The sequence below is a fragment of the Collinsella sp. An268 genome (assembly GCF_002159765.1).
Taxonomy (GTDB): Bacteria; Actinomycetota; Coriobacteriia; order Coriobacteriales; family Coriobacteriaceae; genus Coprousia.
Map to the genome: position 1 here is coordinate 192,256 of NZ_NFJH01000004.1, position 23,141 is coordinate 215,396.

A 23,141-nucleotide genomic window follows, 5' to 3' on the forward strand; every position below is an offset into this window, starting at 1 on the left:
AACCGTCAAAGGAGCATTGCGTGATAACCGGTCTGACCGAGAACCTTCCCGATTACGTCGAACGCCCGGCGCTGCCCGGCCCCGCTGGCCGCGAGGGCTACGGACGCATTGATTTTGAGGTGCTCCCCAACACACGCGACCTTGGTGAGCTCGTTGGTGCCGACGGACGGCGCGTCAAGCCAGGCCTGCTGCTGCGCTCGGGCGCGCTCGGCTTTGCGAGCGACGGGGACCTCGCGCGCCTGCGCGACGACTACCACCTCTCCCTCATCGTCGATCTGCGCAACGACATCGAGCTCTCCGAGCTCCCCGACCCCGTCCGCTACTTCCCCGGTGTGCGCTATGTGCACGCCAACATCCTGCCCGAGGAGGCGGCGGGCATTACGCAGGAACGTGCCACCAAAGCGACCGTCGCCATGCAAAAGGCACAGGCGTCGCAGAACCCCGATGCCTTTATGGAGGCGTTCTATCCCTTTATCCTGGCAGGTCCGGGCGGTCTTGAGGGATACCGGCAGTTCTTCGAAGCGCTTCTTGCCTGCGAGGAGGGCGCAGCGCTCTGGCACTGCTCGGTGGGGCGCGACCGTTGCGGCATGGCGTCCATGCTCGTGGAGTGGGTGCTCGGCGTGTCCTGGGACCAGATTGAGAGTGACTACCTCGCCACGAACCTCTTCGCGCCGCTCGAGTACTCGATCGACTTCGCTGCGCGCATGGCGGCGCTAAACTCTGCCGTCCGTTTCCTTAAGCGCGAGTACGGTGGCATCGACGGCTACCTCAAGCAGGCGCTCGGCGTTACGGAGGATGACCGCGCCACGCTGCGGAACCGTTACCTCGAGAAGTAACGGCTTCTTGCGCGCAGCCGGCCTTACCCGCCCCACGTCCCCGGTACCAGCGGTGGTAGGCAGCCGCTCAAGCGCGGTTGTCGGCAAAAAAACGGCACCCCGCGGGGTGCCGTTTGTTGTCTACGTCCTTGGTGAAAGCCGGGCTACGACAGCAGCATGCGGTCGTTGGCGAGCTCCCCGCCCGAGACCTCCTCGAACTTCTGCAGCAGGTCTTTCACGGTAAGCGAGCGCTTCTCGTCACCGCGAACATCGTAGATGATGCGGCCCTCGTGCATCATGATGAGGCGGTTGCCCATGCGGATGGCATCGTTCATGTTGTGTGTGACCATGAGCGTGGTGAGGTTCTTCTCGGCCACGATTTTCTCGGTGAGGTCGAGCACCTTGGCCGCCGTCTTGGGGTCAAGCGCGGCGGTGTGCTCGTCGAGCAGCAGCAGCTTGGGCTCGGTGAGCGTAGCCATAAGAAGCGTCAGTGCCTGGCGCTGGCCGCCCGAGAGCAGGCCCACCTTGGCGGTCGGGCGCTTCTCCAGCCCGAGCCCGAGCTCGCGCAGACGGTCGGCGTACTCCTCCTTCTCGGCGCGCGTGACGCCCCAGGCGAGCGTGCGGGCGCGCCCGCGGCGCTTGGCCATGGCGAGGTTCTCGATGATCTGCATGTCAGCCGCGGTGCCCATCATCGGGTCCTGGAACACGCGGCCGAGGTACTTGGCGCGCGCCGGCTCAGACAGGCGCGAGATGTTCTTGCCGTCGAGCGTGATGGTGCCCGCGTCGATGGGGTAGACGCCGGCGACCATGTTCATGAGCGTCGACTTGCCGGCGCCGTTGCCACCGATGATCGTCACAAAGTCGCCGGGTGCGAGGTGGAGGTTGCAGTCCACAAGGGCACGTTTCTCGTTAATGGTGCCGGCGTTGAAAGTCTTGGAGACGTGAGAGAGTGTCAGCATCGCCTATCGCCCCCCTTCGGTGGTGGCGCCTTCGGTTTCGGGCAGCTCACGCGAGGCGCGGGCGTAGGCGCGACGGAGCTGGTACTTCTCCCACACCACGGGCACGCAGAGCGCAAGCGCCACGATGATGGCGGAGAGCAGCTTCATGTCGTTGGCGTCCATACCCATCTGAAGCACGATAGCGCGGATGAGGAAGTACACAATTGAGCCGACCACGGCAGAGGTCAGACGGCCGCCGAAAGCGTGGAGTTTGGCGCCCGGCAGCACGCGCCAGAGCACCTCGCCGATCACGATGGCGGCAAGGCCGATGACGATGGCACCCGTGCCCATACCGATGTCGGCATACTTCTGGCTCTCGCAGATGAGCGCGCCGGAGAGGCCAACGAGGCCGTTGGAGAGCGTGAGCGCGATCATCTTGGTGATCTTGGTGTTGACGCCGAGCGCGCGCACCATGGCCTCGTTGTTGCCGGTGGCGCGGCAGGCCGAACCAATCTCGGTGCCAAAGAACCAGTACAGCGCCACGATGATGACCACCGCAATGACAACGCCCACGATGATGGCGCCCACGTTGGTGGAAAGACCCGTGGCATCGGTCACGGAGCTGAAGATGGTCTCGTTCTTGAGCAGCGGCGTGTTGGACTTGCCCATGATGCGCAGGTTGATGGACCACAGGCCGATTTGCGTCAAGATGCCCGCGAGGATCGCAGGGATCTCAAACACGGTGTGCAGAAAGCCCGTGACGGCGCCCGCGACCATGCCGGCGACCATGGCGACCACGATGGCGAGCAACGGGTCCATCCCGCCGACCACCATGACGGCGCACACGCAACCGCCGAGCGCAAAGCTGCCGTCGACCGTCAAGTCCGCGATGTCGAGCAGCTTATAGGTGATAAACACCCCGAGCACCATGATGCCCCAGAGAATACCTTGGGATACGGCACCCAGAAGCGCGAGTCCCATAGCGAAAGCCTCCCTATCGTTGCACGGACGCCCCGTCCGTTCCGTTCAGCCAAATGTGCCTCGACGGGGGAGTTCCCGTCGAGGCGCAGATAATGTGACAGTGTAGCAGGGACCGCGGGAGCCTGCCACCGGAGCTCGTCGCGAAATGGAGTGGAAACGCTCAGGCGCCTTACGCCGCGCTCACGTCCTCGCCGCCCTCGTCCACGAGCGCCGAGACATCGACGCCGATCTCATCAGCCGTCACCTGGTTGAAGACGAGGTCGCACTCGGCAGCGCTCATGGTCTCGACGGGCATCTCCGCCGGGTCGGCGCCCTCGGTGAGGATCTCGACAGCCATCTCGCCGGCGCGGTAACCGAGCTCCTCGTAGTTGATGGAAACCGATGCCAAGCCACCGTTCTCCACCATGCCAACCTCGCCGCAGATGGTGGGCACCTTGGCCTCGTTGGCGATGGAGGCAACCTGCGTCATCGCGGCGGCGATGGTGTTGTCCGTCGGCGTGTAGATGGCGTCGACCTGGCCAACCATGGACTCCACCACGGACTGAATCTCGTTGGAGCTCGAGACGGTAAACTCGACCCCGGTGAGACCGATAGCCTCGAGTTCCTCCTTAGCCATGGCGATCTGGATGTCGGAGTTGGACTCGGCGGTGCAGTAGAGCAGGCCGACGGTCTTTGCCTCGGGGACGAGCTTCTGGAGCAGGTCGATCTGATCGGCAACGGGGTTCATGTCGGAGGTGCCGGTGAGGTTGCCGCCGGGCGCATCGTTGTCGGCAACGAGGTCGGAGGCGGCAAAGTCCGTGATGGCGGTGCCGATGATGGGGATGTCGCTCGTCGCACCCGCAACCGCCTGGGCGGCGGGGGTAGCGATGGCGAGGATGAGGTCGCAGCCGTCGTTCACGAGCGTCTGCGCAATCGTCTGGCAGGCGGACTGGTCGTTCTGCGCGTTCTGCTGCTCGATCTCGTAGGTGATACCGGAGTCGTCGAGCGCCTTCACAAAGCCGGCGTTGGCGGCATCAAGAGCGCTGTGCTCGGTGAGCTGCAGCACGCCGATCTTGTAGGAGGTGCCGGAGGCGGCGCCGGAACCTGCGGGCGCCTCTTCCCCGCTGCAACCGGCGAGCGCGATGGCGCCCGTCGCTACGGCGGTAGCGGCAAAACCCTTAGCAAACATGCGGCGATCGATAATCGTAGCCATGGTGAAATCCTTTCTTGGAAGCCCCAAAGGGCGGGGGTGCGCTAGACGATCTCTGCGCCCTCAAGACCCGAGATATCGACGCCGACCTCATCTGCCGTCTGCTGGTTGGCGATGAGCTGGCAATCCTCGGCCTCGAGGTACTCAATGGGCATCTCGGCCGGGTCGGCGCCCTCGGTGAGGATGCGCACGGCCATCTGGCCGGCTTTGTACCCAAGATCGTAGTAGTTGATGCTGTAGGAGGCAAGACCGCCGTCCTCAACCATGGTGTCGCAGCCCACGATGACGGGCAGCTGATGCTCGTTGGCGACCATGGCGACGGTGGCCATACCTGCGGCGATGGTGTTGTCCGTCGGCGTGTAGATGGCGTCGACGTTGCCCACCATCGACTCGACGACCTGCTGGATCTCGTTGGAGCTCGAGACGGTGTAGCGCTCGTGGGCGATGCCGGCGGCGTCGAGCGCCTCCTCGGCCATCGCGATCTGGACCTCGGAGTTCGCCTCGGCCGTGCAGTAGAGGAGGCCGACGGTCTGGGCGTCGGGCAGGAGCTCCTGCAGAAGGTCGATCTGGTCCGCCACGGGCGTCAGATCGGAGGAGCCAGTCACGTTGCCGCCGGGCGCCTCGTTGTCGGCCACGAGGCCGGACTCGGCGAAGTCGGTGATGGCGGTGCCGATGATGGGGATATCGGTCGTGGCGGAAGCCACCGCTTGGGCCGCCGGGGTGCCAATGGCGAGGATGAGGTCGTCGCCATCGTTCACGAGCTTGGAGGCGATGGTCTGGCAGGTGGGCTGGTCGTTCTGCGCGTTCTGCTGGTCGATGGTGTAGTCGATGCCGGAGTCGTCGAGCGCGGCGACGAAGCCCTCGTTGGCCGCGTCGAGCGCCGCGTGCTCGGTGAGCTGCAGGACGCCGATTTTATACGTAGTACCGGTAGCAGCGTCGTCCGATGCCGCGGACGAGCCCCCTACCGTACCGCCGTTTCCGCCGCAGGCAGCAAGCGCGAGAGCAAGGGCCCCCGTGGCAAGTGCCGCGCCAAAGGTCTTGAGTCGCTTCATGGTGCGAGCTCCTTCATTCGAAGACGAATACTTCCCACCGGCTCCGTGCGGCACCGTGCATATGCGAGCCGCCGTCTGCACGCGCTCATCGGCCAAAGGCCGGCGCGCGCTCTTGCCGGGTGTTGTCCATAATAGACAAGCCCCCGGCGTCGCCGGGGGTGTCACCAAGTGTTAACCTAGCGCGCACGCTCCGCGCGCCCAAGATACCGTTCGCCGAATTTGCGCCATCGATACCCAATAGCGAGGTATGGACCTCTTGCGCCCCGCTCAAATGCGGTACGACGGCTGCCGGGGAGCACACCGCTCGGCAAACGCAGCGCGGGCCGCAACGAGCCGCTCCCCCTCCGTCTGTCCTGCTCCCTGTCTACCGCCACAGCGCGCGTTCGCAGGCGCCTGTTTGGTCAAATCACCCCGCGAGAGGGCATTTCCCACGAGGGCGAACCGGCCGAGGTGCGCATTTTGCCTCAAACGCACGCCCCATATGCCCCATCGCCAGAAGAAAAACGTCCTCCGCCAACCGCAGAGGACGCTTTTCCGGGCGCGCGATTGCCCCCTCGCGCACCGATTTGACCAAACGACAAAAAACGAGCGGGCTACTTCTTGATCCAAGTGAACATCGAGCGGATCTTCTCGCCCGTCTTCTCAATCTCGTGCTCGTTAATCTTCTCGCGCTGCTCGAGGAGCCACTTGTGGCCGTTGTTGCAGTCGTCCACAAACTCCTGCGCAAAGCTGCCGTCCTGGATGCGCGCCAGAATCTGCTTCATGGCCGCGCGGCTCTCGGCGTTAATCACCTTGGGGCCGGCGTAGTACTCGCCGTACTCGGCGGTGTTGGAGATGGAGTAGTTCATAAAGTGGATGCCGCTCTCGTACATGAGGTCCACGATCATCTTCATCTCGTGATAGCACTCGAAGTAGGCGAGCTCGGGCGGATACCCCGCCTCGGTGAGGGTCTCGAAGCCGGCCTTCACGAGCTCCACGAGGCCGCCGCAGAGCACGGCCTGCTCGCCGAAGAGGTCCTCCTCGGTCTCCTCCTTAAAGGTGGCCTTGATGATGCCGGAGCGGGCACCGCCCACGCCCCAGCAGTACGCGAGCGCGATGTCCCACGCATTGCCGGTCGCATCCTGCGCCACGCAGGCGAGGTCGGGCACGCCGGAGCCCTCGGTAAACTGACGGCGCACGATATGGCCGGGGCCCTTGGGCGCGCACATGATGACGTTGACGTCCTCAGGCGGCACGATGTAGCCGAAGTGGATGTTGAAGCCGTGGGCGAAGGCGAGGGTGTTGCCCGGCTTGAGGTGGTCTTTGATGTGCTCCTCGTAGACCTTGGGCTGGGTCTCGTCGGGCGTGAGGATCATGATGAGGTCGGCCTCTTCGGCGGCGTCGTCCATGCTCATGACCTTGAGACCGGCCTCCTCGGCCTTGGCCCAGGAGCTGGAACCCTCGCGCAGGCCGACGCGCACGTCGCAGCCCGAGTCGAGCAGGTTCAGCGCATGCGCGTGACCCTGGCTGCCGTAACCGATGACGGCCACCTTCATGTTCTGGATGACCTCGGGTTTGCAATCGCTCTCGTAATAGATGGTTACTGCCATGTTCGTACTCCTTACCTTGCGGTTATAGAACACTGTCTTGTATGGTCACCGCGCCGAGCGCGGTTAAACCCTGTCTTGTTACCCTGCGGAGAACACTCGGCGTGGCCGGCTGTCCGCGGGCTTGTCATCACCCGCAAGTTCCGCACGAGCCGGAGGCGCCGGTGGCGCCTCCGCGCGAGTCAGGACTGTCCGCAGCGGGTGACGACAAGCCCGCGGACAGCCTCGCTGCGATTTATGCGTCGCGCGCACCGCGGCTCATCGCGATCTTGCCCGTCCGCGTGAGCTGGCGGATGCCGTAGCTTCGGAAGAGGTCCTCCATGGCATCCAGCTTGCTCGCCGTGCCCGTCGCCTCCACGGTGAGCGAGTTCTTGCCCACGTCGACGATGTTGGCGCGGAAGATGTTGGCGATCTCGATGATCTCGTGCCGGCGGTCGGGCGGAGCCACCACCTTGAAGAGCACGAGCTCGCGCTCGATGGCGTCCTCCTCCGTGAGGTCCGAGATCTTGTAGACGGACACGAGCTTGTGGAGCTGCTTGGTGAGCTGCTCGTAGGCGACCTCGTCGGCGTTGACGATGATGGTCATGCGACTCATGGTCACGTCCTCGGTGGGCGCGACGGTCAGCGAGTCGATGTTGAACCCACGTCGGCTGATGAGGCCCGTCACGCGGCTGAGCACGCCGGGCTTGTTCTCCACGAGGACCGAGAGAATGTACTTCATCGTCACTCGCCTCCCTTTCGGTCCGCATCGTCGGCAGCGATCTGTGGGTGCGCCTCGGCCCCCATCGCGGGCGCCGACTGCCGGGTCGCGCCTCCCGTACGCGCCGCGCCGTCGGTGCGGGCGTTGAGCGGCAGCGGCTCGGCGATGGCACCCGCCGTCTCGCCGGCGGGGCTCATGCCCTTCTCCGTCACGCGGACACCGCCCAGGGTCACGTCAATGGCGCCGATGATGTCGTCGATGGCGGCGCCGGGCGCGACCATCGGGTAGACGGTCTGCGCCGTGGGGATGATGACGTCGAGCAGATAGGGCTTGTCGCTCGCGAGCATGCGGTCGAGCGCCGCATCGACCTCGTCCGGCCGGGTGATGCGCGCGGCGTCCCATCCGTACGCCTCGGCGAGCTTGACGAAGTCGGGGTTGGCGGTGAACTCGGTGCAGCTGTAGCGCTCATGATAGAAAAGCCTCTGCCACTGGTGCACCATGCCCAGTGCGTTGTTGTCGATGAGCAGGACCTTCACGGCGATGCCGTTGCCGATGGCCGTCGCCATCTCCTGGATGTTCATCTGGATCGAGCCGTCGCCCGCAATGCAGACCACCTGCGCGCCCGGGCGCCCGATCTTGGCGCCGACGGCCGCCGGAAAACCGAAGCCCATGGTGCCGAGGCCGCCGGAGCTGATGAACGTGCGCGACTCCTCGCGATGGATGTGCTGGTGCGCCCACATCTGGTGCTGGCCCACCTCGGTCGTCACCACGCTCGCGTGCGGGTCGAGCTTGGCCGAGAGCGCCTCGAGCACCTGCTCGGGCGCGATGCGGTCGGGGTAGTCGGCAAAATCCTCGGTGTAGAACGGCCAGCGCTCGCGCCAGGCAAACACCGTCTCGACCCACGCCTCGTCCTGCGGCTCGGCGCCCACGCGGTCGAGCCGTTCGTTGATGGCGGCCACGATGTTGCGCGCGTCTCCTACGATAGGAACCTTGGGATCCACCACCTTGCCGATCTCGGCGGGGTCGATGTCGATGTGGATAAACGTCGCGTGCGGGGCGAACTCGGAGAGCTTGCCCGTCACGCGGTCGGAGAAGCGCGCGCCCACGGCGATGATGAGGTCCGCCTCGGTCATGGCCATGTTGGCGTACTTCGAGCCGTGCATGCCGACGGGCCCCAGGTTGAGCGGGTTGGAGCAGGGCACGGCCGCTTTGCCCAGAAGCGTCGTCACCACGGGGATCCGCATCTTCTCGGCGAGCTCGACCACCTCGGAGCACGCATGGCTCGTCACCACGCCGCCACCCACGTAGAGCACGGGGCGCTCGGCCGCCCGGATGAGCTCGACCGCTTGGCGCACCTGCTTGGCGTTGCCGCGGTAGGTGGGCCGGTAGCTCGGGATGTTCACCTGGTCGGGATAGTGGAAGACCATCTCCTCGCCCGCCAGATCGCTCGGGATGTCGATGAGCACGGGGCCGGGCCGGCCGGTCGAGGCGATATAGAACGCCTCGCGGAACGTCCGCGTGAGGTCGTCGTTGCTCTGAAGGAGGAAGCTGTGCTTCACCACGGGCATGGTGATGCCCACGATGTCCGCCTCTTGGAATGCGTCGGTACCGATGACGCCGCGGGTGACCTGGCCGGTGATGATCACGAGCGGCACGGAGTCCATGTAGGCCGTCGCGATGCCCGTCACCGTATTGGTGGCGCCGGGGCCCGAGGTCACGAGGGCCACCCCGACCCTGCCCGTCGCGCGGGCGTAGCCGTCGGCCTCGTGCACGGCCGCCTGCTCGTGGCGGGCGAGGATGTGGCGGATCTTGGTCGAGTCGTACAGCGCGTCGTAGATCTTGATGGCCTGGCCGCCGGGATAGCCGAAGAGCACATCGACGCCCTCAGCCTCGAGCGAGGCGATGACCGCCTGCGCGCCCGTTATGGTTTTGCCCTCATGCTCGGTCGCGCTCCCGGGGCCGAAGGGCCTGCCCGAAACGGCGCGCTCCTTCAGGGCCAGGCGCTCGGCACGGGTGGTGCCGTCGCCCTTACCGTCTTTGGGCGCCCGCGCCGCGGCGCTCGCGCAGCGGTGCTGGCGGATATCGTCGGGCATATCGGCCGTGCGCGGGCTGCCGGCGCGCGCTGCCGCATTCATCTGGTCGGTCATTGGAGATACGCCCCCTTGTCGGCAGAGGTAACGAGCTTGGCGTAGCGCGCGAGCACGCCACGGGTGTACTTGGGTGCGGGCGGCTGCCAGACGGCGCGGCGGCGTGCGAGCTCCTCGTCGGAAACGCGCAGCTCGAGCGTGCCCGCCTCGATGTCGATGGCGATGCGGTCCCCTTCTTCCACCAGCGCGATGGGGCCGCCCGCCGCCGCCTCGGGCGAGACGTGGCCGATGCACGGGCCCTTGCTCGCGCCGGAGAAGCGGCCGTCGGTGATAAGGGCGACGGAATGATCGAGCCCCATGCCGCAGATGGCAGAGGTGGGCGTCAGCATCTCGCGCATGCCCGGACCGCCGGCAGGCCCCTCGTAGCGGATGACCACCACGTCGCCCGCATGGATCTGCCCGCCGAAGATCGCCTCGCACGCGCTCTCCTCGCTGTCGAACACGCGCGCCGTCCCCTCGAAGCGCCACATATCGGGCGCAACGGCGCTCTTCTTGACGACGCCGCAGTCGGGGGCGAGGTTGCCCTGCATGACCTTGAGGCCGCCCGTGGGAGAGTAGGCGTTCGCCACGGTGCGGACCACGGTTCCGTCCGGTTCCGGGCATGCGGCGACCCATTCCGCCATCGTCCCTTGGCAGGTGCGCGCATCATCGCGCAGAAGCCCGGCGCGGCCGAGCTCGCCGATGATGGCGGAGATACCGCCGACGGCGTTCAGGTCCTCGATATGGAGGTTCGAGGCCGGCGCGATCCGCACGATGTTGGGCGTGCGCGCCGAGACCTCGTCCCAATCCCGCATCGAGATGTCGCAGCCCGCCTCGTGAGCGATGGCCGTGAGATGGAGCATAGTGTTGGTGGAGCCGCCGAAGGCCATGTCGAGCACCATGCCGTTGTAGACGGAGGCCTCGTTTAAGATGTCGAGCGCGGTCGTACCCTCTTCGAGGAGCTTCATCACCTGCATGCCCGTCCGCTTGGCAAGGCGGATGCGCTCGGAGTAGACGGCGGGCACCGTGCCGTTGCCGGGCAGCGCGAGCCCCAGTGCCTCGGCCAGACAGCAGATGGAGTTTGCGGTGAACATACCCGAGCAGCTGCCGCAGGTGGGGCAGGCCGTGCTCTCGAGCCAAGCGCACTCCTCCTCGGTCATGGTGCCGGCGGTGACGGCGCCCACGGCGTCGAAGAGCGTGTTGAGATCGGTTTGGTTGCCGCACTTGTCGTGCCCGGCGAGCATGGGGCCGCCCGACACGAGCATGGTGGGGATGTTCAGGCGCGCCGCGGCGATGAGCATGCCGGGCACGATCTTGTCGCAGCTGGGTATGAGCACCATCGCATCAAACTGGTGCCCTTGGATCGCGCATTCGACAGAGTCGGCGATGACCTCGCGACTCGTGAGCGAGTAGCGCATACCCTCGTGGTTCATGGCGATGCCGTCGCATACGCCGATGGTGTTGACCTGCAGCGGCGTACCGCCGGCCATACGGATGCCCGCCTTGACGGCGTCGGCGATCTTATCGAGGTGGATGTGGCCGGGGATGACCTCGTTCTGTGCGGAGACGACAGCGACAAGCGGCCGGTCGAGCTCCTCGTCGGTGAGTCCATCGGCCTTAAGCAGGCTGCGGTGCGGAGCGCGCGCCAGCCCTTTCTTCACGGCATCGCTTCTCATAGGCGAACCTCGCTTTCCCTCGGCGGATGGAGCGCGTCCTGAGCGGTGCGCCCCGTGCAGGCGGTGTACCCGAGAAATGCGAGGTGGGACGGGTGGTCTGCCCCTCGATCTTCGATGCCCGTAACGGGGGATCCGGCGCGGCGTACTGGCGCGCGCCGCTTCACGGGGGTCTCCCGCGCGCGGCACTTCGCGTTCAGCCGAGCTGCTCGAGGGTATGTTCTCCACCGGCCGCCGCGGGTTCTCACGCTCCCCGCTCGCTGGGGGACGGCAGGCGGGTACTCGCCCTGTCATCGCATTTGCTGAGTCTGGCTAGTATCGCGCGGGCCGGCTCGCCGCCCTAGGAGAGAACGAAGACGAAACAGACTGGAAACGCTTTAGTCGGCGAAAGCGCTCCCTCGACCGGTAAGCGGTGCGGGCGCGTCTGACCGCATCCGGTGAACAGAACAGCGACGCAAGGATGCGCCCCGCCGCCTCCGGCCGTCGCCTTGGGTATACGCAATTCTCCCGTTTGTGTATGCCGAGCAACTCGGGTATACGCGAATCTCCCAATTGTGTATACCCGACCGAGCTGGGTATACGCAATTCCCCCGTTTGCGTATACTTTGCCAACTTAGGTATACGCAAATCCGAGAGTTGCGTATACCAAACTGATTTGTGTATACCTAACTCCCCCTCCCGAACACCCGCTGAAACCACACAAGCCCTGTACCTGCGGGAACGTTAAAGCGAGATAGAACTAACCCCCTGGTTAGGTATACACAAGTCAGCCCGGTATACATAAAACGCAAAGTTGTGTATACCGAGGAGGAAGGACTAGGTAACAGCCCGGATATGGACCCGCCGCCCCCGTGCATTATGGGGTCCTGCGACGCCCGTACCCCAAGCTCGGGCAGAACCGATCGAGAAATGCTGTCGCCCGTTCCCGTGCGAGCTTTCCCGCTGGAGATGCGAGATTCACCTGAAACCACATCTTGGGACGGCTGTCCCCGGGTAGAGTCGCGCGGTGCTCAGCGTCCAGAAGATGTCGGGAACCGCGATCGCCACGGGGCAGCTCTCGCAGCAATAGCGGCATGCCGTGCACGCCTCCAAGGGAATGTCCTGCATTTTCTGCACCACCGCGCGGATCGTCCGCCGATCGTGCTCGCCCAGCAGCTCACACAGACCAATGGTGCCCAAGTTGTCCCTCCGTCCCTATAGACATCCTGTCATACCGGATTAAAGAAAGCCTCCCCCACTGTCATGCAAAAGATGCGGGATTCGGCTAATCAGCGATATTAGAATGTGCGGATTTCGGTAATACTAGCCTTATTAAAAATGCGGATTTCGGAGGATGAGATGTTCAGGAGAAAGGTCTACGACAAACTTCTCGCTTGGAAAGAATAATCCAACGGCGATACCGCCCTGCTTCTCGAGGGAGCTCGCCGTGTAGGCAAGTCAACCATCGAAGAGGAGTTCGCCAAGAAGGAGTACCGCAGCTACATCCGCGTTGACTTTGCAGAGGCGCCGCTTGACGTTCGACGTCTCTTTGATGACGTGTCCGACCTCGACTACCTGTTCCTGCAGCTTCAGCTGCGCTACCAGACGCAACTCCACAAGCGCGCGTCTCTCATAATCTTCGATGAGGTCCAGCTGTGTCCGCTTGCCAGACAGGCGATAAAGACACTCGTGAAGGATGGGCGCTACGACTATATCGAGACGGGGTCGCTCATCTCGATTCGCAAGAACACCGCAGGCATCCTCATGCCGAGCGAGGAGGAGCGCGTGCAGATGCGCCCCATGGACTTCGAAGAGTTCCGTTGGGCTTGTGGGGACGAAGCGACTATCCCTCTTCTCCGGTCCGCATTTGCAACAGGAACTAGCCTCGGAGATGACCTCAATAGAAAGCTGATGCGCGACTTCAGGCTCTATATGCTCGTCGGGGGGATGCCCCAAGCGGTCGATGCCTATCTGAGCGCAAACAACTTACAGGTAGTCGACGATGTCAAACGAACAATCATCAACCTCTACGAGGAGGACTTCTACAAACTGGACCCCTCGGGCGCCCTCTCGATGCTGTTCGATGCCATCCCAGCCCAGCTCGCAAACAAGTCGTCGCGCTTCCACGTCTCAAGCGTGCTTGCCAATCGCCAAGCTTCAGACATCCGCGAGGAGCTGGCCGAGCTCCGGGAGTCCAAAACGGTGCTGATGGCATATCATGCAAACGACCCCAATGTCGGCATGTCCTCAAGCGTCGATCTGGAGAAGTTCAAACTCTATTTGGCAGACACCGGGCTGTTCGTCACGCTCATGTTCAAAGATGCGGCATTTACCGAAAATATCGTGTATGAGAAACTTTTTGCCGACAAACTGCCCGTCAACCTTGGAATGATCTACGAGAACGTGGTCGCTCAGGAGCTGACTGCTGACGGATACGGCCTCTTTTACCACACGTGGCCAAAAGGGACGTCAAACCACAACTACGAAATTGATTTCATCCTTCCCGACGGCAAGAAAATCTGCCCCATCGAGGTGAAAGCGTCGAGATACAAGACGCACGCCTCTCTCGATGCCTTTGCTGACAAGTTTTCCTCTCGAATCGGAAGGCAATATCTCGTATACACCAAAAATATGAGAAAGGACAGGGAAGTGGTGTGCATCCCTACGTACATGGCTCGCTTCCTCTGATATGCAACCTGCCGTGGCGCTCGGGGAGACACATCAGACTGAACCCGAGTCTCGGCATATCCTCAACCCGCGTCTGCACAAACCGCGCCGCCACGCTCCCCTAGAGCGCCGTCTGCACGAGCTCGGGGGCAAACCCGGCGGCTTCGAGCGCCGTCACGATCTGCCGCTTGTGGTCCTCGCCAAACGCCTCGATCGTCACGCGCAGCTCCACCGCGGCGTTGCGGTTCGTGCTCACAAACTGGTTGTGCTCGAGCTTGATGACGTTGCCGTTCTCATCGGCGATAGCCGAGGCGACCTTCACGAGCATGCCCGGCCGATCCGGCAGCAGCACGCTCACCGTGAAGATGCGCCCGCGCTGGATCAGACCGTGCTGCACCACCGAGCTCATGGTGATCACGTCCATGTTGCCGCCCGAGAGAATCGAAACCACGCGGCGGTTCTCGGCGGGCAGATGCTTCAAGGCGGCCACGGTGAGAAGCCCCGAGTTCTCGACGATCATCTTGTGGTTCTCGACCATGTCGAGGAAGGCCACGATGAGCTCGTCGTCGGGCACGGTGATGACGTCGTCGAGGTTTTGCTGCAGATACGGAAACACCTTGTCGCCGACCTCGAGCACCGCGGTGCCGTCGGCGATGGTGTTCGCGCCGGGAAGCTTCACGGGGCTCCCCGCCTCGAGCGCCGCCGTGAGACTCGGCGCGCCCGCCGGCTCGACGCCGATGACGCGGATCTTGGAATTGTAGAGCTTCGCGAACGTCGCCACGCCGCAGGAGAGACCGCCGCCGCCCACGGGGACGAGAATGGTGTCGACGAGCGGCAGCTCCTGCACGATCTCCATCGCGATGGTGCCCTGACCGGTTGCGACCACGGGGTCGTTGAAGGGGTGGATGAAGGTCATCCCCTCGCGTTCGGCGAGCTCGAGGGCAAAGTTGCACGACTCGTCGTACACGTCGCCGGAGAGCACGACCTCGGCGCCGTAACCCTTGGTGCGCTCGACTTTGATGAGCGGCGTGGTCGTGGGCATGACGACCACCGACCGAGCGTGCGCCCGCGTGGCGGCGAAGGCGACGCCCTGCGCGTGGTTGCCGGCGCTCGCCGTGATGATGCCGCGATCGAGCTCCTCGGCGCTCATCGTCGAGATCTTGTAGTACGCGCCGCGCACCTTGTAGGCGCCCGTGCGCTGCATGTTCTCGGGTTTGAGCCATACGCGGTTGCCGCACTGCGCCGAGAAGTACGGGCTCTCGACGAGCTTGGTCTCCTGCGTGACCTCCTTGACCTTCTGCGAGGCCTCCTCAAACGCGTCGAGCGTCAGCATCTCGGTCATGGCGCAGCCCTCCCCTATACCCTCGGGCGCTCGGGCAGATAGCCCGCAAACACCGCGATATACTCCAGTAGACTAAAGTAGCATCTTAGCAGATACCGTGCGCGACCGGTAAAAGGTTCGAAACAAACGCGCACCCTGCGCGGGCGCGCGGGCGAAGCGTAGTACCGTATCGGCAACCCGTACGACCCCGGAGGCATCATGGCCGATCCCCAACAATCCACACCATCGACACCCGCAACGTCGACATCCTCCCCCGCACCGCTCTTTCAAATTCGCGACGCGCGCGTCGTCCGCGCCGGGCGCACCATCCTCGCCATCGACCGGTTCGACCTGGCCGAGGGCGAGCATGTGGCGCTTCTCGGGCCCAACGGCGCCGGCAAGTCGACCTTTATCCAGCTCCTCACGCGCGAGGTCTTCCCGCTCCACCGCGACGAGCCGCCCGTCCGCTTTCGCGGGCAGGCGCGCCCGCTCTTGAGCGACATCAAGCGGGCCCTCGGCATCGTCTCCGCCACCATGCACGACCAGGTGCGCGTACACCTGCCCGTCGAGGAGATCGTGATGGGCGGCATCTCGGGCACGCTCGGGCTCCCTCAGCACGCCGCCCTGCCCAAAGACGCGCGTCCGCGCGCGCTCGACGCCCTCGACCGCCTGGGCATCGCCGACCTCGCCCGCCGCGACGTCATGACGCTCTCCACCGGCCAGGTGCGGCGCGTGCTCGTCGCACGCGAGCTCATGAGCGACCCGCAGGTTCTCATCTTCGACGAGCCCTGCACGGGCCTCGACCCCGAGGGTATGTACCACGTCCGCCGCACCATGAGCCTCTTGGCGGCAGAGGGCCGCTCCGTCGTGCTCGTGACGCACTACCCCGAGGACATCATCCCCGCCATCGACCGCGTGATGCTGATAAAGGACGCCGAGGTCTTTGCCGACGGGCCCAAAGCTGAGCTCTTAAGGAGCGACACGCTCTCCGACCTCTTTGATGTGCCGCTCGAGGTGGAGGAGCGCGAGGGCTGGTACGCTCTGAGGGGACGCTACTGAGCAAGCGGGCGCAGGGGGCACCCCATCCGCCGCACAAGCGCGCATGGACACTCCGCGCTGTTTTCCCTACCTGTTCAAACCGCGCGCACTCCCCGCGCTCTTATGGGTAAGATGCTCTGGTCAACGTTGGACACCGTGGCATTCCAGCCAGCGAAAGAGCAGGTTTTCATGCAGAACTTTATGAACGGCCGCAACGGCGTCGACGACCTCTCCGCCGCGCTCGGCGGCATAGGCGTCGTGCTCGCGCTCCTCGGCACCATCTTCACCTGGCGCATCGCGTCCTACATCGCCCTCGCTATCCTTCTGGTGGCGCTGTTCCGCGCCTTCTCCAAGAACCTCGCCGCGCGCGAGCGCGAGAACGACTGGTTCCACTCCGTCATGGCGAAGCTCCCCGGCGGCGGCTCGTTTGCGCGCAACCGCCAGACAAACGCGGGCGCGCGGCGCAGCGGGACGGGCTCCGCGGCGGGGACGGCGACGGCCGATTTCAAGCGCCAGGCCCGCACGGCCAAGAAGATGTGGAAGGAGCGCAAGGAGAAGGCGTTCCTCAAGTGCCCCAACTGCGGCACCATGCTCTCCGTCCCGCGCGGCAAGGGCAAGATCATCGTCACCTGCCCCAAATGCCACGCCCGCATGGAGACAAAGTCGTAACCGCTCGGCAGGCGGCAGCCCAGCGACATCCCTCACCCGCCTGGCAATCTAGAGACCCTGTGGAGATTGACGCACACCCCGTTTGGCCCCTCGGCTAAACGGGGCTTTTCCTTAGTAGGACCTACCAGCGCGGTTCGCTGCACGTGGAAATCGGTCGGCCCCGCATGCGCTCGGGCTGGATTCCGGTCAGCGGACGGTGAGATGCGGCCTCTACCGTTAGTGACAGGCGGGCGCAGGGAGGCGCCCCGGGGCACGGGGAGGCACCATGGTAGACGAGCACATCATCGAGCAGGAAATCGCGCAGGTACGCGCCTACTGGCAAGATCATCAAGAAGAGGTTGCGTGGGCCGCGCAGACCGTCTTCATGGGATACGTCGAGCCCGCCTATCTCACGGAACCGGATGCGCCGCTCGACGAGGGGGCGCTTCTCCCCCTCTTTGCCGAATGGGCGCTCTTCGAGTTTCCGTACTTCGCGGGCAAAACGCCCTTCGAGCACTTTGTACGGCACCACGTCGCAGGCAAGCCCCATCTCAGCCCCGAGACGCAGGAGCGGCTCACGGCTATCGCCGACACGCAGTTCTTCTCGCGTTTCGAGATCCTCGGCAAGGACACCGAGCGCCTCATCTGCACGCTGCGCGACGTGTGCGACAACGCGCGCTACGCTGTCTACGACCCCTACCTTTGCTCGGTGGAGCGCTGGAACACGGGCACCATCGCCGAGCGAATCGCACGCGTCGATGGCATGTGGCGGGGCATCGGCCGGGTCCACCTGTACGACCGCGCCCCACACGAGGCCACCGACGAGGATGGCCCGGGGATGTTTCACCCCGAGGACCGAACGCGCAAGCCCGAAGGGGCATATCTGGGGTTTTACCTGCGTCTTGTGCGCGATATCGCCGGAAGGGAGGGGCGCTATCGCGCAGGCGCGACATATGGGGTAGCGCAGGCGATGCCGTAAGTGCGCATAAGCAACGCTGTAGAACGCGGGGATGAGCCCCACGAAAAGAGCTTCTGCACAAACGAAGAGCGCCCCTCCGATGGGAGGGGCGCTCTTTGCTGCTGTTCGCTGCTATGTGAGGGGAAACCTACTCCTCGACGAGCTCGAACTGATCCGGGCCGACGCCGCACACGGGGCAGACGTAGTCCTCGGGAAGCTCGGGGGTATCGACCTCGACCTCGTAGCCGCACACGACGCACACGAACTTGTAGGTCTTCTTCTCGTCACTCATGACAACCGTCCTTTCACAGGCGATGAATCGGTATCGCTAGTATAGCCAAACCGTCAACATCTCAAACAGGTGCCCGTGAAATCATGTGTGAATCATAATTGCTACAAATATGGTTGCATATCATGAGCACCCGTGGCTCTCTGCGACTACCCTTGGTACGAGCTCGCCTTGGGCGGTGTCTTTCCCTTCAGAACCGTGTGGTAGTACGTGTAGGTGAGCGGCTCCTCGTCGGAGAGCTTCTGCGCGTCGACGACCTCCCCTATAAAGAGATAGTGCGTACCCACGTCGACGGTGTCGATGAGGCGGCAGGAGAACACGGCGCAGGCATGCTCGGGTGCATACGGGCTTCCCAGCTCGGTTACCTCGCACCCATACTTCTCAAACTTGTCGTAACCCGCACTCGTACGGAACCCAAAGTTGCCGATGTAGGGCATGTCGGCCGTGATATCGACCGCCGTGACGGCGAAGGCGCCCGCGCGCGCGATCACATCCGCCGTAACGTTCTCCTTGTTTACGGCGACCGAGATGCGCGGCGGCTCCGCCGTCACCTGCACAGCGGTGTTGATGAGGCAGCCAGCGCGCTCGCCATCTGCCTGAGCGGACACCACGTAAAGTCCGTAGCTCATCTTGAAAAACGCAGTCATATCCATGAGGCTCTCCCCTCATCGAAGGGTTGTTGAGGCCCTTATACCCGCGCGGAGCCAGGCCCGGCAGATGAGACGGAGATTACGGATTGAGGCGGGACTCGTAGGTAGAGAGAGCCTCGGCAGCAGCGTCTTCAGAAAGGTCCCCGATCGTGCGGTCCCCCACGTAGACCTCAAAAAGCGACCACGCCGTGTCGCCCTCCACACTTACGATGCCCGGGTCCGCCCCCATATCGAGCAGGTAGTCGATTGCTTCCTCCGTCTGAGCAAGGCGAGCAGCGTCGTCCCCCTTATACGCGTCCCAGTAGCCCTCAAAGGCGCCCGAGCACGCCCACATAAGAGGCGTCCAGCCCGTGGCGTCGTCACGCACGTTGATATCCGCACCGCGCTCGACAAGGGCTTGCACCGACTCGAGCTCGGCATTGCCCTCCTCGCACACCCAAAGCAGCGGATACTGAGAGCGATAGGCATCTCCCGCGGCATCGGTGCGGTCGAGCGGCGCGTTTACGTCTATCGATAGGCCGAGCTTATCGAGCATGTCAAGAAGCGGCCCCACGACGCGCGCCGCGCGGTACTCAAACGCGAGCGCAAGCAGGTTCTCGGGCGTGTCGCCCCTATCCTCATCAAAGCGGAAGGTGGTTGCCGAGAGGCAGCGCTTAAGCTCGTCGGGGTTGTCGTGGCGCACCGCGTCGCAGGCGTCTACGTAACTTGCCGTGGTGTAGTCCACCGCGGCAGGCACGATGACCTGCGTGAGCGAAAGCGCCAGCACCGGCACGCTGATGACGTAGAGCACGATGGGGATGGCGATAAGCGGTCCGAGCTTCTTGCCGGCGGCGCGGCGTCGGGGCGTGCGCACGGCAAACACGATCGTGAGGACGACCGCCACGAGAAAGAGGCCGAGAGCGCCCAGAAAGATGGCGAGAAACGCCGCACCCACCGCAAACAGGGCGCTCAGCAAAACAAGAACCGAACATCCTCCCATACGGCACGTCCCTTCCCGTTAGCGGCTGCGCTCCTTGAGGGCGCGGGCGATCTCGCGGTCGACGTCGCGGCGCGCCATGTCCTCGCGCTTGTCGTAGAGCTTCTTGCCGCGGCCGAGACCCAGCGTGAGCTTCACGCGCCCGTTGGTATCGAAGTAGAGCTCGAGCGGGACGAGAGCGTAGCCGCGGTTGCGAAGCTTCGCGTCGAGGTAGTCGATCTCCTTGCGGTGCAGCAGCAGCTTGCGGCGCCGATCCGGGTCGCGGTTGAAGATAGACCCATGGCTGTACGGATGGATGTGCACGCCCACGAGCCAGCACTCCCCCTGGCGGATGAGGGCGAACGTGTCGGTAATCTGGCACGCACGCTCGCGCAGGCTCTTGACCTCGGTGCCGGCAAGCTCGATGCCGCACTCAAACGTCTCCTCGATGGTGTACTCGTGGCGCGCGGAGCGATTCTTGGCGATGGTCTTGCGCTCGCGGCGGCTAGGCATCCTGGTTCCCCTCCTCCGCAGCGCCATCGGTCGCGGAAACGCCGGCTGCGCCAGCAGGCGCGGCACCCTCGCGCTCCGCGCGGAGCTCGGCATCGGCCTCGCGCACAAGCTGGATGAGGGCCTTGGCAGCAGGTGCACCCACCAGGTCGCGCGCACGGATGGTGAAGCGCGTGGCCTCGTCGGTCTTGCCCTGGGCGGCCGCATCGGTCGCGCACATGATAAGGCAGACCGCCATCTCGGCGTTGGGCTCGGCGGAAACGCCCGCGCTCTCCAGGGCGCCCGCGGCCTCGGCATCGGTGAGCTCGGCAGCCTCGGGATGCTCTGCAGCCATGCGGTCCGCCGCCTGCGCAACAAGGGCGTCGTCCTCGGCCAGGCGACGCGCGGCGCGCACGCAGCCCTCGGCAGCGGCGGCGTTCTCCTCGTCCATAAAGAAGAGGGCGAGGTTCACGTAGGCGCGTGCAGCCGAGACCGGGTCGCTCGCCCGCTCGATAACCGAGTGCGAGAGCGACGCCCACTCCTGCGCATTGCCGAGCGTGCGGAAGACGCCGGCGAGGTTCAGCCGGTGCGCGCAGTTCATGGGGTCCCAGCGGACCGCCTGCATGAGGGAGTCGCGCGCAAGCGTGTACTCGTTCTGGCGGATATAGGCAAAGCCGAGGGCGGCGTAGAGACGGTCGAAGGGCAGCGGCGCCGGCACGAGGCGGCGCGGGTCGCGCTCGACGCGGCGGTACGCAAGCCACTCGAACTCATCGGCAAAGCTAAAGTACTGCACCTCGTCGGTGGTGACGCAGGCGCTCGCTATGTACTCCTCGGCGGCATCGCGCAGATCCTGCAGGTACGGCAGGGCGCGGTCGATGTCGCCCTGCGCGAGGAAGTTCTCGGCATGGGCGAGGTCGTCGAGCGTAAAGGGAAGGTCCCTCATCTGGTCCATGTTCGCATGTCCTCCCATTCGGTCAGGCCCCTAGTGTAGCGCACACACGACGTGCACGAGCTTGAGATCGAGGTGGCCGCGCAGCACGTTGGTGGAAGCGACCTCTACGATGACGCGGTCGCCCACGCGTACCACGCGACCCGTCGAGGCACCGGTGATGGAGAGGGTTCGCTCGTCAAAATCGAACCACTCGTCGCCCACGGCAGACAGTCGGACGAGGCCCTCTGCATGCGTGTCGTCGAGGCGCACAAAAAGGCCCATCTGGTCCATCCAGACGATGCGCCCCGCGGCGCGCTCGCCCACGCGCGAGGCGTAGTAGGTTGCCACCATGACCTTTTGCGAGGCGTGCGCGGCGGCGTCCGCCATGCGCTCGCGGTCGCTCGCGCCCCGGCATATTTGTGGCAGCACGCGTTCGAGCGCGTCGCGCCCGCTACCGGTAAGATGCGCGGCACGCGAGCGGGCCTCACGAGCGCCGAGCTGCTCCGCTGCCAGAACCTGCTTGAGGACCCGGTGGACGATGAGGTCCGGGTAGCGGCGAATGGGACTTGTGAAGTGGCAGTACGCAGGAGCACCGAGGGCATAGTGCCCCTCGTTAGCGGGCTTGTAGAGGGCGCGCTGCATGGCGCGGAGGAGAAGCGCGTTGGCAATCTCGCCCGCTCCGGTGCGCTCCGCATGCGCAAGCGCGGCCCGCATGGCCGCTTGGTCGCCTACCTCGATCCGGCGGGCACCGGCGCGGTCGATCACGCCCAGCTCGCTTAAGGTTTCCGCCGCGGCGTGGAGATGGTCGGGCGAAGGCGGCTCGTGCACGCGATAGGCGCACGGCGTATCCAGGACGGCCAGGCGCTCCGCCACGCACTCGTTGGCAAGCAGCATCGCCTCCTCGATGAGCGAGGTCGCAGCGGTGCGCTCGCGCGAGACGAGCGCCTGCGGCACACCGCCCTCGCCCATGAGCGCATGCACCTCGACGGTGTCGAAGTCGATGGCGCCGCGCGCGAGGCGAATTGCTGTGCGCTTCTGGGCGAGCTCGTGCGCCAAGGCGAGAAACGCGGCAAGGTCCACGCCCTCGGCCGCAGCGCGGGTAATCTGCTCCGACAGCGACAGGCCGCCGTGCGGGCACGGCGGCTCCGAGCGGTGTGCAGCGGCGCCTTGGCCCGCGGCAGCGTCTTGGCCCGTAGCGGCGCCCTGGCCCGCCTCGTCGTCCCGGCTCGCAGCGGCGCCCTCCAACAGCGCATCTGCCTGGTCGTAGGACAAACGGACGCGCGAGCGAATGACGCTCGGATACATGCGCACGCGACGCGGACGCCCCGCGCGGTCGAGCTCCATATCCACCGTGAACGCTAAGCGGTCCTCGCCCGCCACAAGCGAGCAGAGCTCGTTCGAGAGGCGCTCGGGCAGCATCGGCAGCACGCGATCAGCAAGATAGACCGAGGTCCCGCGGCGGCGCGCCTCGAGGTCGATCGAACCGTCCCAGGCAACGTAGTGGGACACGTCGGCAATGTGCACTCCGAGGGCGTAGCCGCCGTCTGTCGTACGCGCGAGCGAGATGGCGTCGTCAAAGTCTCGCGCGTCGACCGGGTCGATGGTGAGGACAAAACGGTCGCGCAAATCGCGGCGCAGCGGATCTGCAAGCGCCGCCTCCACGTCGAGCGCAAGCCCCTCGGCCTCGCGCTCCGCAGCCTTGGGATAGCCTTCCACAAGGTCGTAGCGCGCCATAATGCACTGAACGCCGAGGTCGGGAGCATCCGCGCCGCCGAGCCTCCGCTCGATGGTCACCACGCCGGATTCGTAGCGCGTAGGGTAAGAGACAATGCGCGCGAGGACCACGTCGCCCTCCGCAACATGCGCATCTTGCGCGGAGAGGTCGCCGGGCAAGACGAAGAAGTCCGCATGCAGGCGCGTGTCGAGCGGGCGGATCGCCCCGAGCGGGCCAGCGGCGGCATAGGTGCCCACCACCGTCACGGCGGCGCGCTCGATCACACTCTCCACCACGGCACGACGCTCGCCGCGCTGGCCGCGGTGTAGGCTCACGGCAACCGTGTCGCCGCCCATCACCTCGCGCAGAGAGCGGCCAGCCAACCTGAACGAACCCTCGGCCGTCTCCACCAGGGCACCGTGCTCGCGCAGGACCACGGTAC

The 23,141-nt window shown here is 64.9% G+C and carries 20 protein-coding genes; 5 read left to right on the forward strand and 15 right to left on the reverse strand.

All coding sequences use genetic code 11. The features are described 5' to 3' along the window. Positions 1-20: 20 nt before the first annotated feature. Positions 21-836: a tyrosine-protein phosphatase gene (locus tag B5F70_RS04935; protein WP_087204447.1), complete on the forward strand. Its 816-nt coding sequence runs from the start codon at positions 21-23 to the stop codon at positions 834-836. 143 nt (positions 837-979) lie between these two features. Here the strand turns inward: B5F70_RS04935 and B5F70_RS04940 are convergent, their stop codons facing one another. The 8 genes from B5F70_RS04940 to ilvD form a co-directional block, all read right to left on the reverse strand. Further along, complete coding sequence (locus B5F70_RS04940) at positions 980-1,774, reverse strand: ABC transporter ATP-binding protein (protein ID WP_087204448.1); 795 nt, start codon at positions 1,772-1,774, stop codon at positions 980-982. Between the two features lie 3 nt (positions 1,775-1,777). After that, positions 1,778-2,734, reverse strand: a complete 957-nt coding sequence (locus B5F70_RS04945) for an ABC transporter permease (protein WP_087204449.1) — start codon at positions 2,732-2,734, stop codon at positions 1,778-1,780. 169 nt (positions 2,735-2,903) lie between these two features. Further along, complete coding sequence (locus B5F70_RS04950; RefSeq protein ID WP_087204450.1) at positions 2,904-3,926, reverse strand: ABC transporter substrate-binding protein; 1,023 nt, start codon at positions 3,924-3,926, stop codon at positions 2,904-2,906. A 41-nt stretch (positions 3,927-3,967) separates the two neighbouring features. Next, complete coding sequence (locus B5F70_RS04955; protein ID WP_087204451.1) at positions 3,968-4,975, reverse strand: ABC transporter substrate-binding protein; 1,008 nt, start codon at positions 4,973-4,975, stop codon at positions 3,968-3,970. 593 nt (positions 4,976-5,568) lie between these two features. Continuing rightward, positions 5,569-6,597, reverse strand: a complete 1,029-nt coding sequence (gene ilvC / locus B5F70_RS04960; RefSeq protein ID WP_256363448.1) for a ketol-acid reductoisomerase — start codon at positions 6,595-6,597, stop codon at positions 5,569-5,571. Between the two features lie 199 nt (positions 6,598-6,796). Beyond that, positions 6,797-7,282, reverse strand: coding sequence for an acetolactate synthase small subunit (gene ilvN, locus B5F70_RS04965; protein ID WP_087204453.1), 486 nt, complete (start codon positions 7,280-7,282; stop codon positions 6,797-6,799). A gap of 2 nt (positions 7,283-7,284) precedes the next feature. Continuing rightward, positions 7,285-9,408 (reverse strand): biosynthetic-type acetolactate synthase large subunit, encoded by a 2,124-nt coding sequence (gene ilvB, locus B5F70_RS04970; RefSeq protein WP_343283722.1) that lies wholly within the window; start codon positions 9,406-9,408, stop codon positions 7,285-7,287. Continuing rightward, entirely contained in the window at positions 9,405-11,063 is a 1,659-nt protein-coding gene (ilvD, locus tag B5F70_RS04975; protein WP_087204454.1) for a dihydroxy-acid dehydratase, read from the reverse strand. The genes ilvB and ilvD overlap by 4 nt, the downstream gene beginning before the upstream one ends. Positions 11,064-12,503: 1,440 nt before the next feature. Here ilvD and B5F70_RS04985 point away from each other — a divergent pair. After that, the gene (locus tag B5F70_RS04985; RefSeq protein WP_241145906.1) at positions 12,504-13,727 is read left to right on the forward strand and encodes a DUF4143 domain-containing protein; all 1,224 of its coding nucleotides are present in this window, start codon (positions 12,504-12,506) and stop codon (positions 13,725-13,727) included. 100 nt (positions 13,728-13,827) lie between these two features. On the opposite strand, the gene ilvA is transcribed toward B5F70_RS04985, so the two are convergent. Beyond that, complete coding sequence (gene ilvA / locus B5F70_RS04990) at positions 13,828-15,048, reverse strand: threonine ammonia-lyase (RefSeq protein ID WP_087204456.1); 1,221 nt, start codon at positions 15,046-15,048, stop codon at positions 13,828-13,830. A gap of 198 nt (positions 15,049-15,246) precedes the next feature. Between ilvA and B5F70_RS04995 the strand changes: the two genes are divergently transcribed. From B5F70_RS04995 to B5F70_RS05005, 3 genes are all read left to right on the forward strand, one after another. Beyond that, positions 15,247-16,086, forward strand: a complete 840-nt coding sequence (locus B5F70_RS04995) for an ATP-binding cassette domain-containing protein (RefSeq protein ID WP_087204457.1) — start codon at positions 15,247-15,249, stop codon at positions 16,084-16,086. A 168-nt stretch (positions 16,087-16,254) separates the two neighbouring features. Next, positions 16,255-16,734 carry a hypothetical protein gene (locus B5F70_RS05000; protein ID WP_206383504.1) on the forward strand — a complete coding sequence of 160 codons (480 nt, stop codon included), beginning with the start codon at positions 16,255-16,257 and terminating at the stop codon, positions 16,732-16,734. Positions 16,735-16,999: 265 nt separating this feature from the next. Further along, a complete protein-coding gene (locus tag B5F70_RS05005) occupies positions 17,000-17,692 on the forward strand; it encodes a hypothetical protein (RefSeq protein ID WP_087204459.1) in 693 nt (230 codons plus the stop codon). Positions 17,693-17,819: 127 nt separating this feature from the next. Here the strand turns inward: B5F70_RS05005 and B5F70_RS05010 are convergent, their stop codons facing one another. The 6 genes from B5F70_RS05010 to B5F70_RS05035 form a co-directional block, all read right to left on the reverse strand. Continuing rightward, a complete protein-coding gene (locus tag B5F70_RS05010) occupies positions 17,820-17,963 on the reverse strand; it encodes a rubredoxin-like domain-containing protein (RefSeq protein WP_019129171.1) in 144 nt (47 codons plus the stop codon). 146 nt (positions 17,964-18,109) lie between these two features. Further along, the gene (locus tag B5F70_RS05015) at positions 18,110-18,613 is read right to left on the reverse strand and encodes a flavin reductase family protein (RefSeq protein ID WP_087204460.1); all 504 of its coding nucleotides are present in this window, start codon (positions 18,611-18,613) and stop codon (positions 18,110-18,112) included. A 76-nt stretch (positions 18,614-18,689) separates the two neighbouring features. Next, positions 18,690-19,589, reverse strand: a complete 900-nt coding sequence (locus B5F70_RS05020) for an ankyrin repeat domain-containing protein (RefSeq protein WP_087204461.1) — start codon at positions 19,587-19,589, stop codon at positions 18,690-18,692. Positions 19,590-19,607: 18 nt separating this feature from the next. Further along, the gene (gene smpB / locus B5F70_RS05025; RefSeq protein ID WP_087204462.1) at positions 19,608-20,078 is read right to left on the reverse strand and encodes an SsrA-binding protein SmpB; all 471 of its coding nucleotides are present in this window, start codon (positions 20,076-20,078) and stop codon (positions 19,608-19,610) included. Beyond that, on the reverse strand, positions 20,071-21,006 hold the full coding sequence (locus tag B5F70_RS05030; RefSeq protein ID WP_241145903.1) for a hypothetical protein: 936 nt from the start codon (positions 21,004-21,006) through the stop codon (positions 20,071-20,073). Before B5F70_RS05030 ends, smpB begins: the two co-directional genes overlap by 8 nt. Positions 21,007-21,036: 30 nt before the next feature. Next, positions 21,037-23,109: an RNB domain-containing ribonuclease gene (locus B5F70_RS05035; protein WP_241145904.1), complete on the reverse strand. Its 2,073-nt coding sequence runs from the start codon at positions 23,107-23,109 to the stop codon at positions 21,037-21,039. Positions 23,110-23,141: the final 32 nt, after the last annotated feature.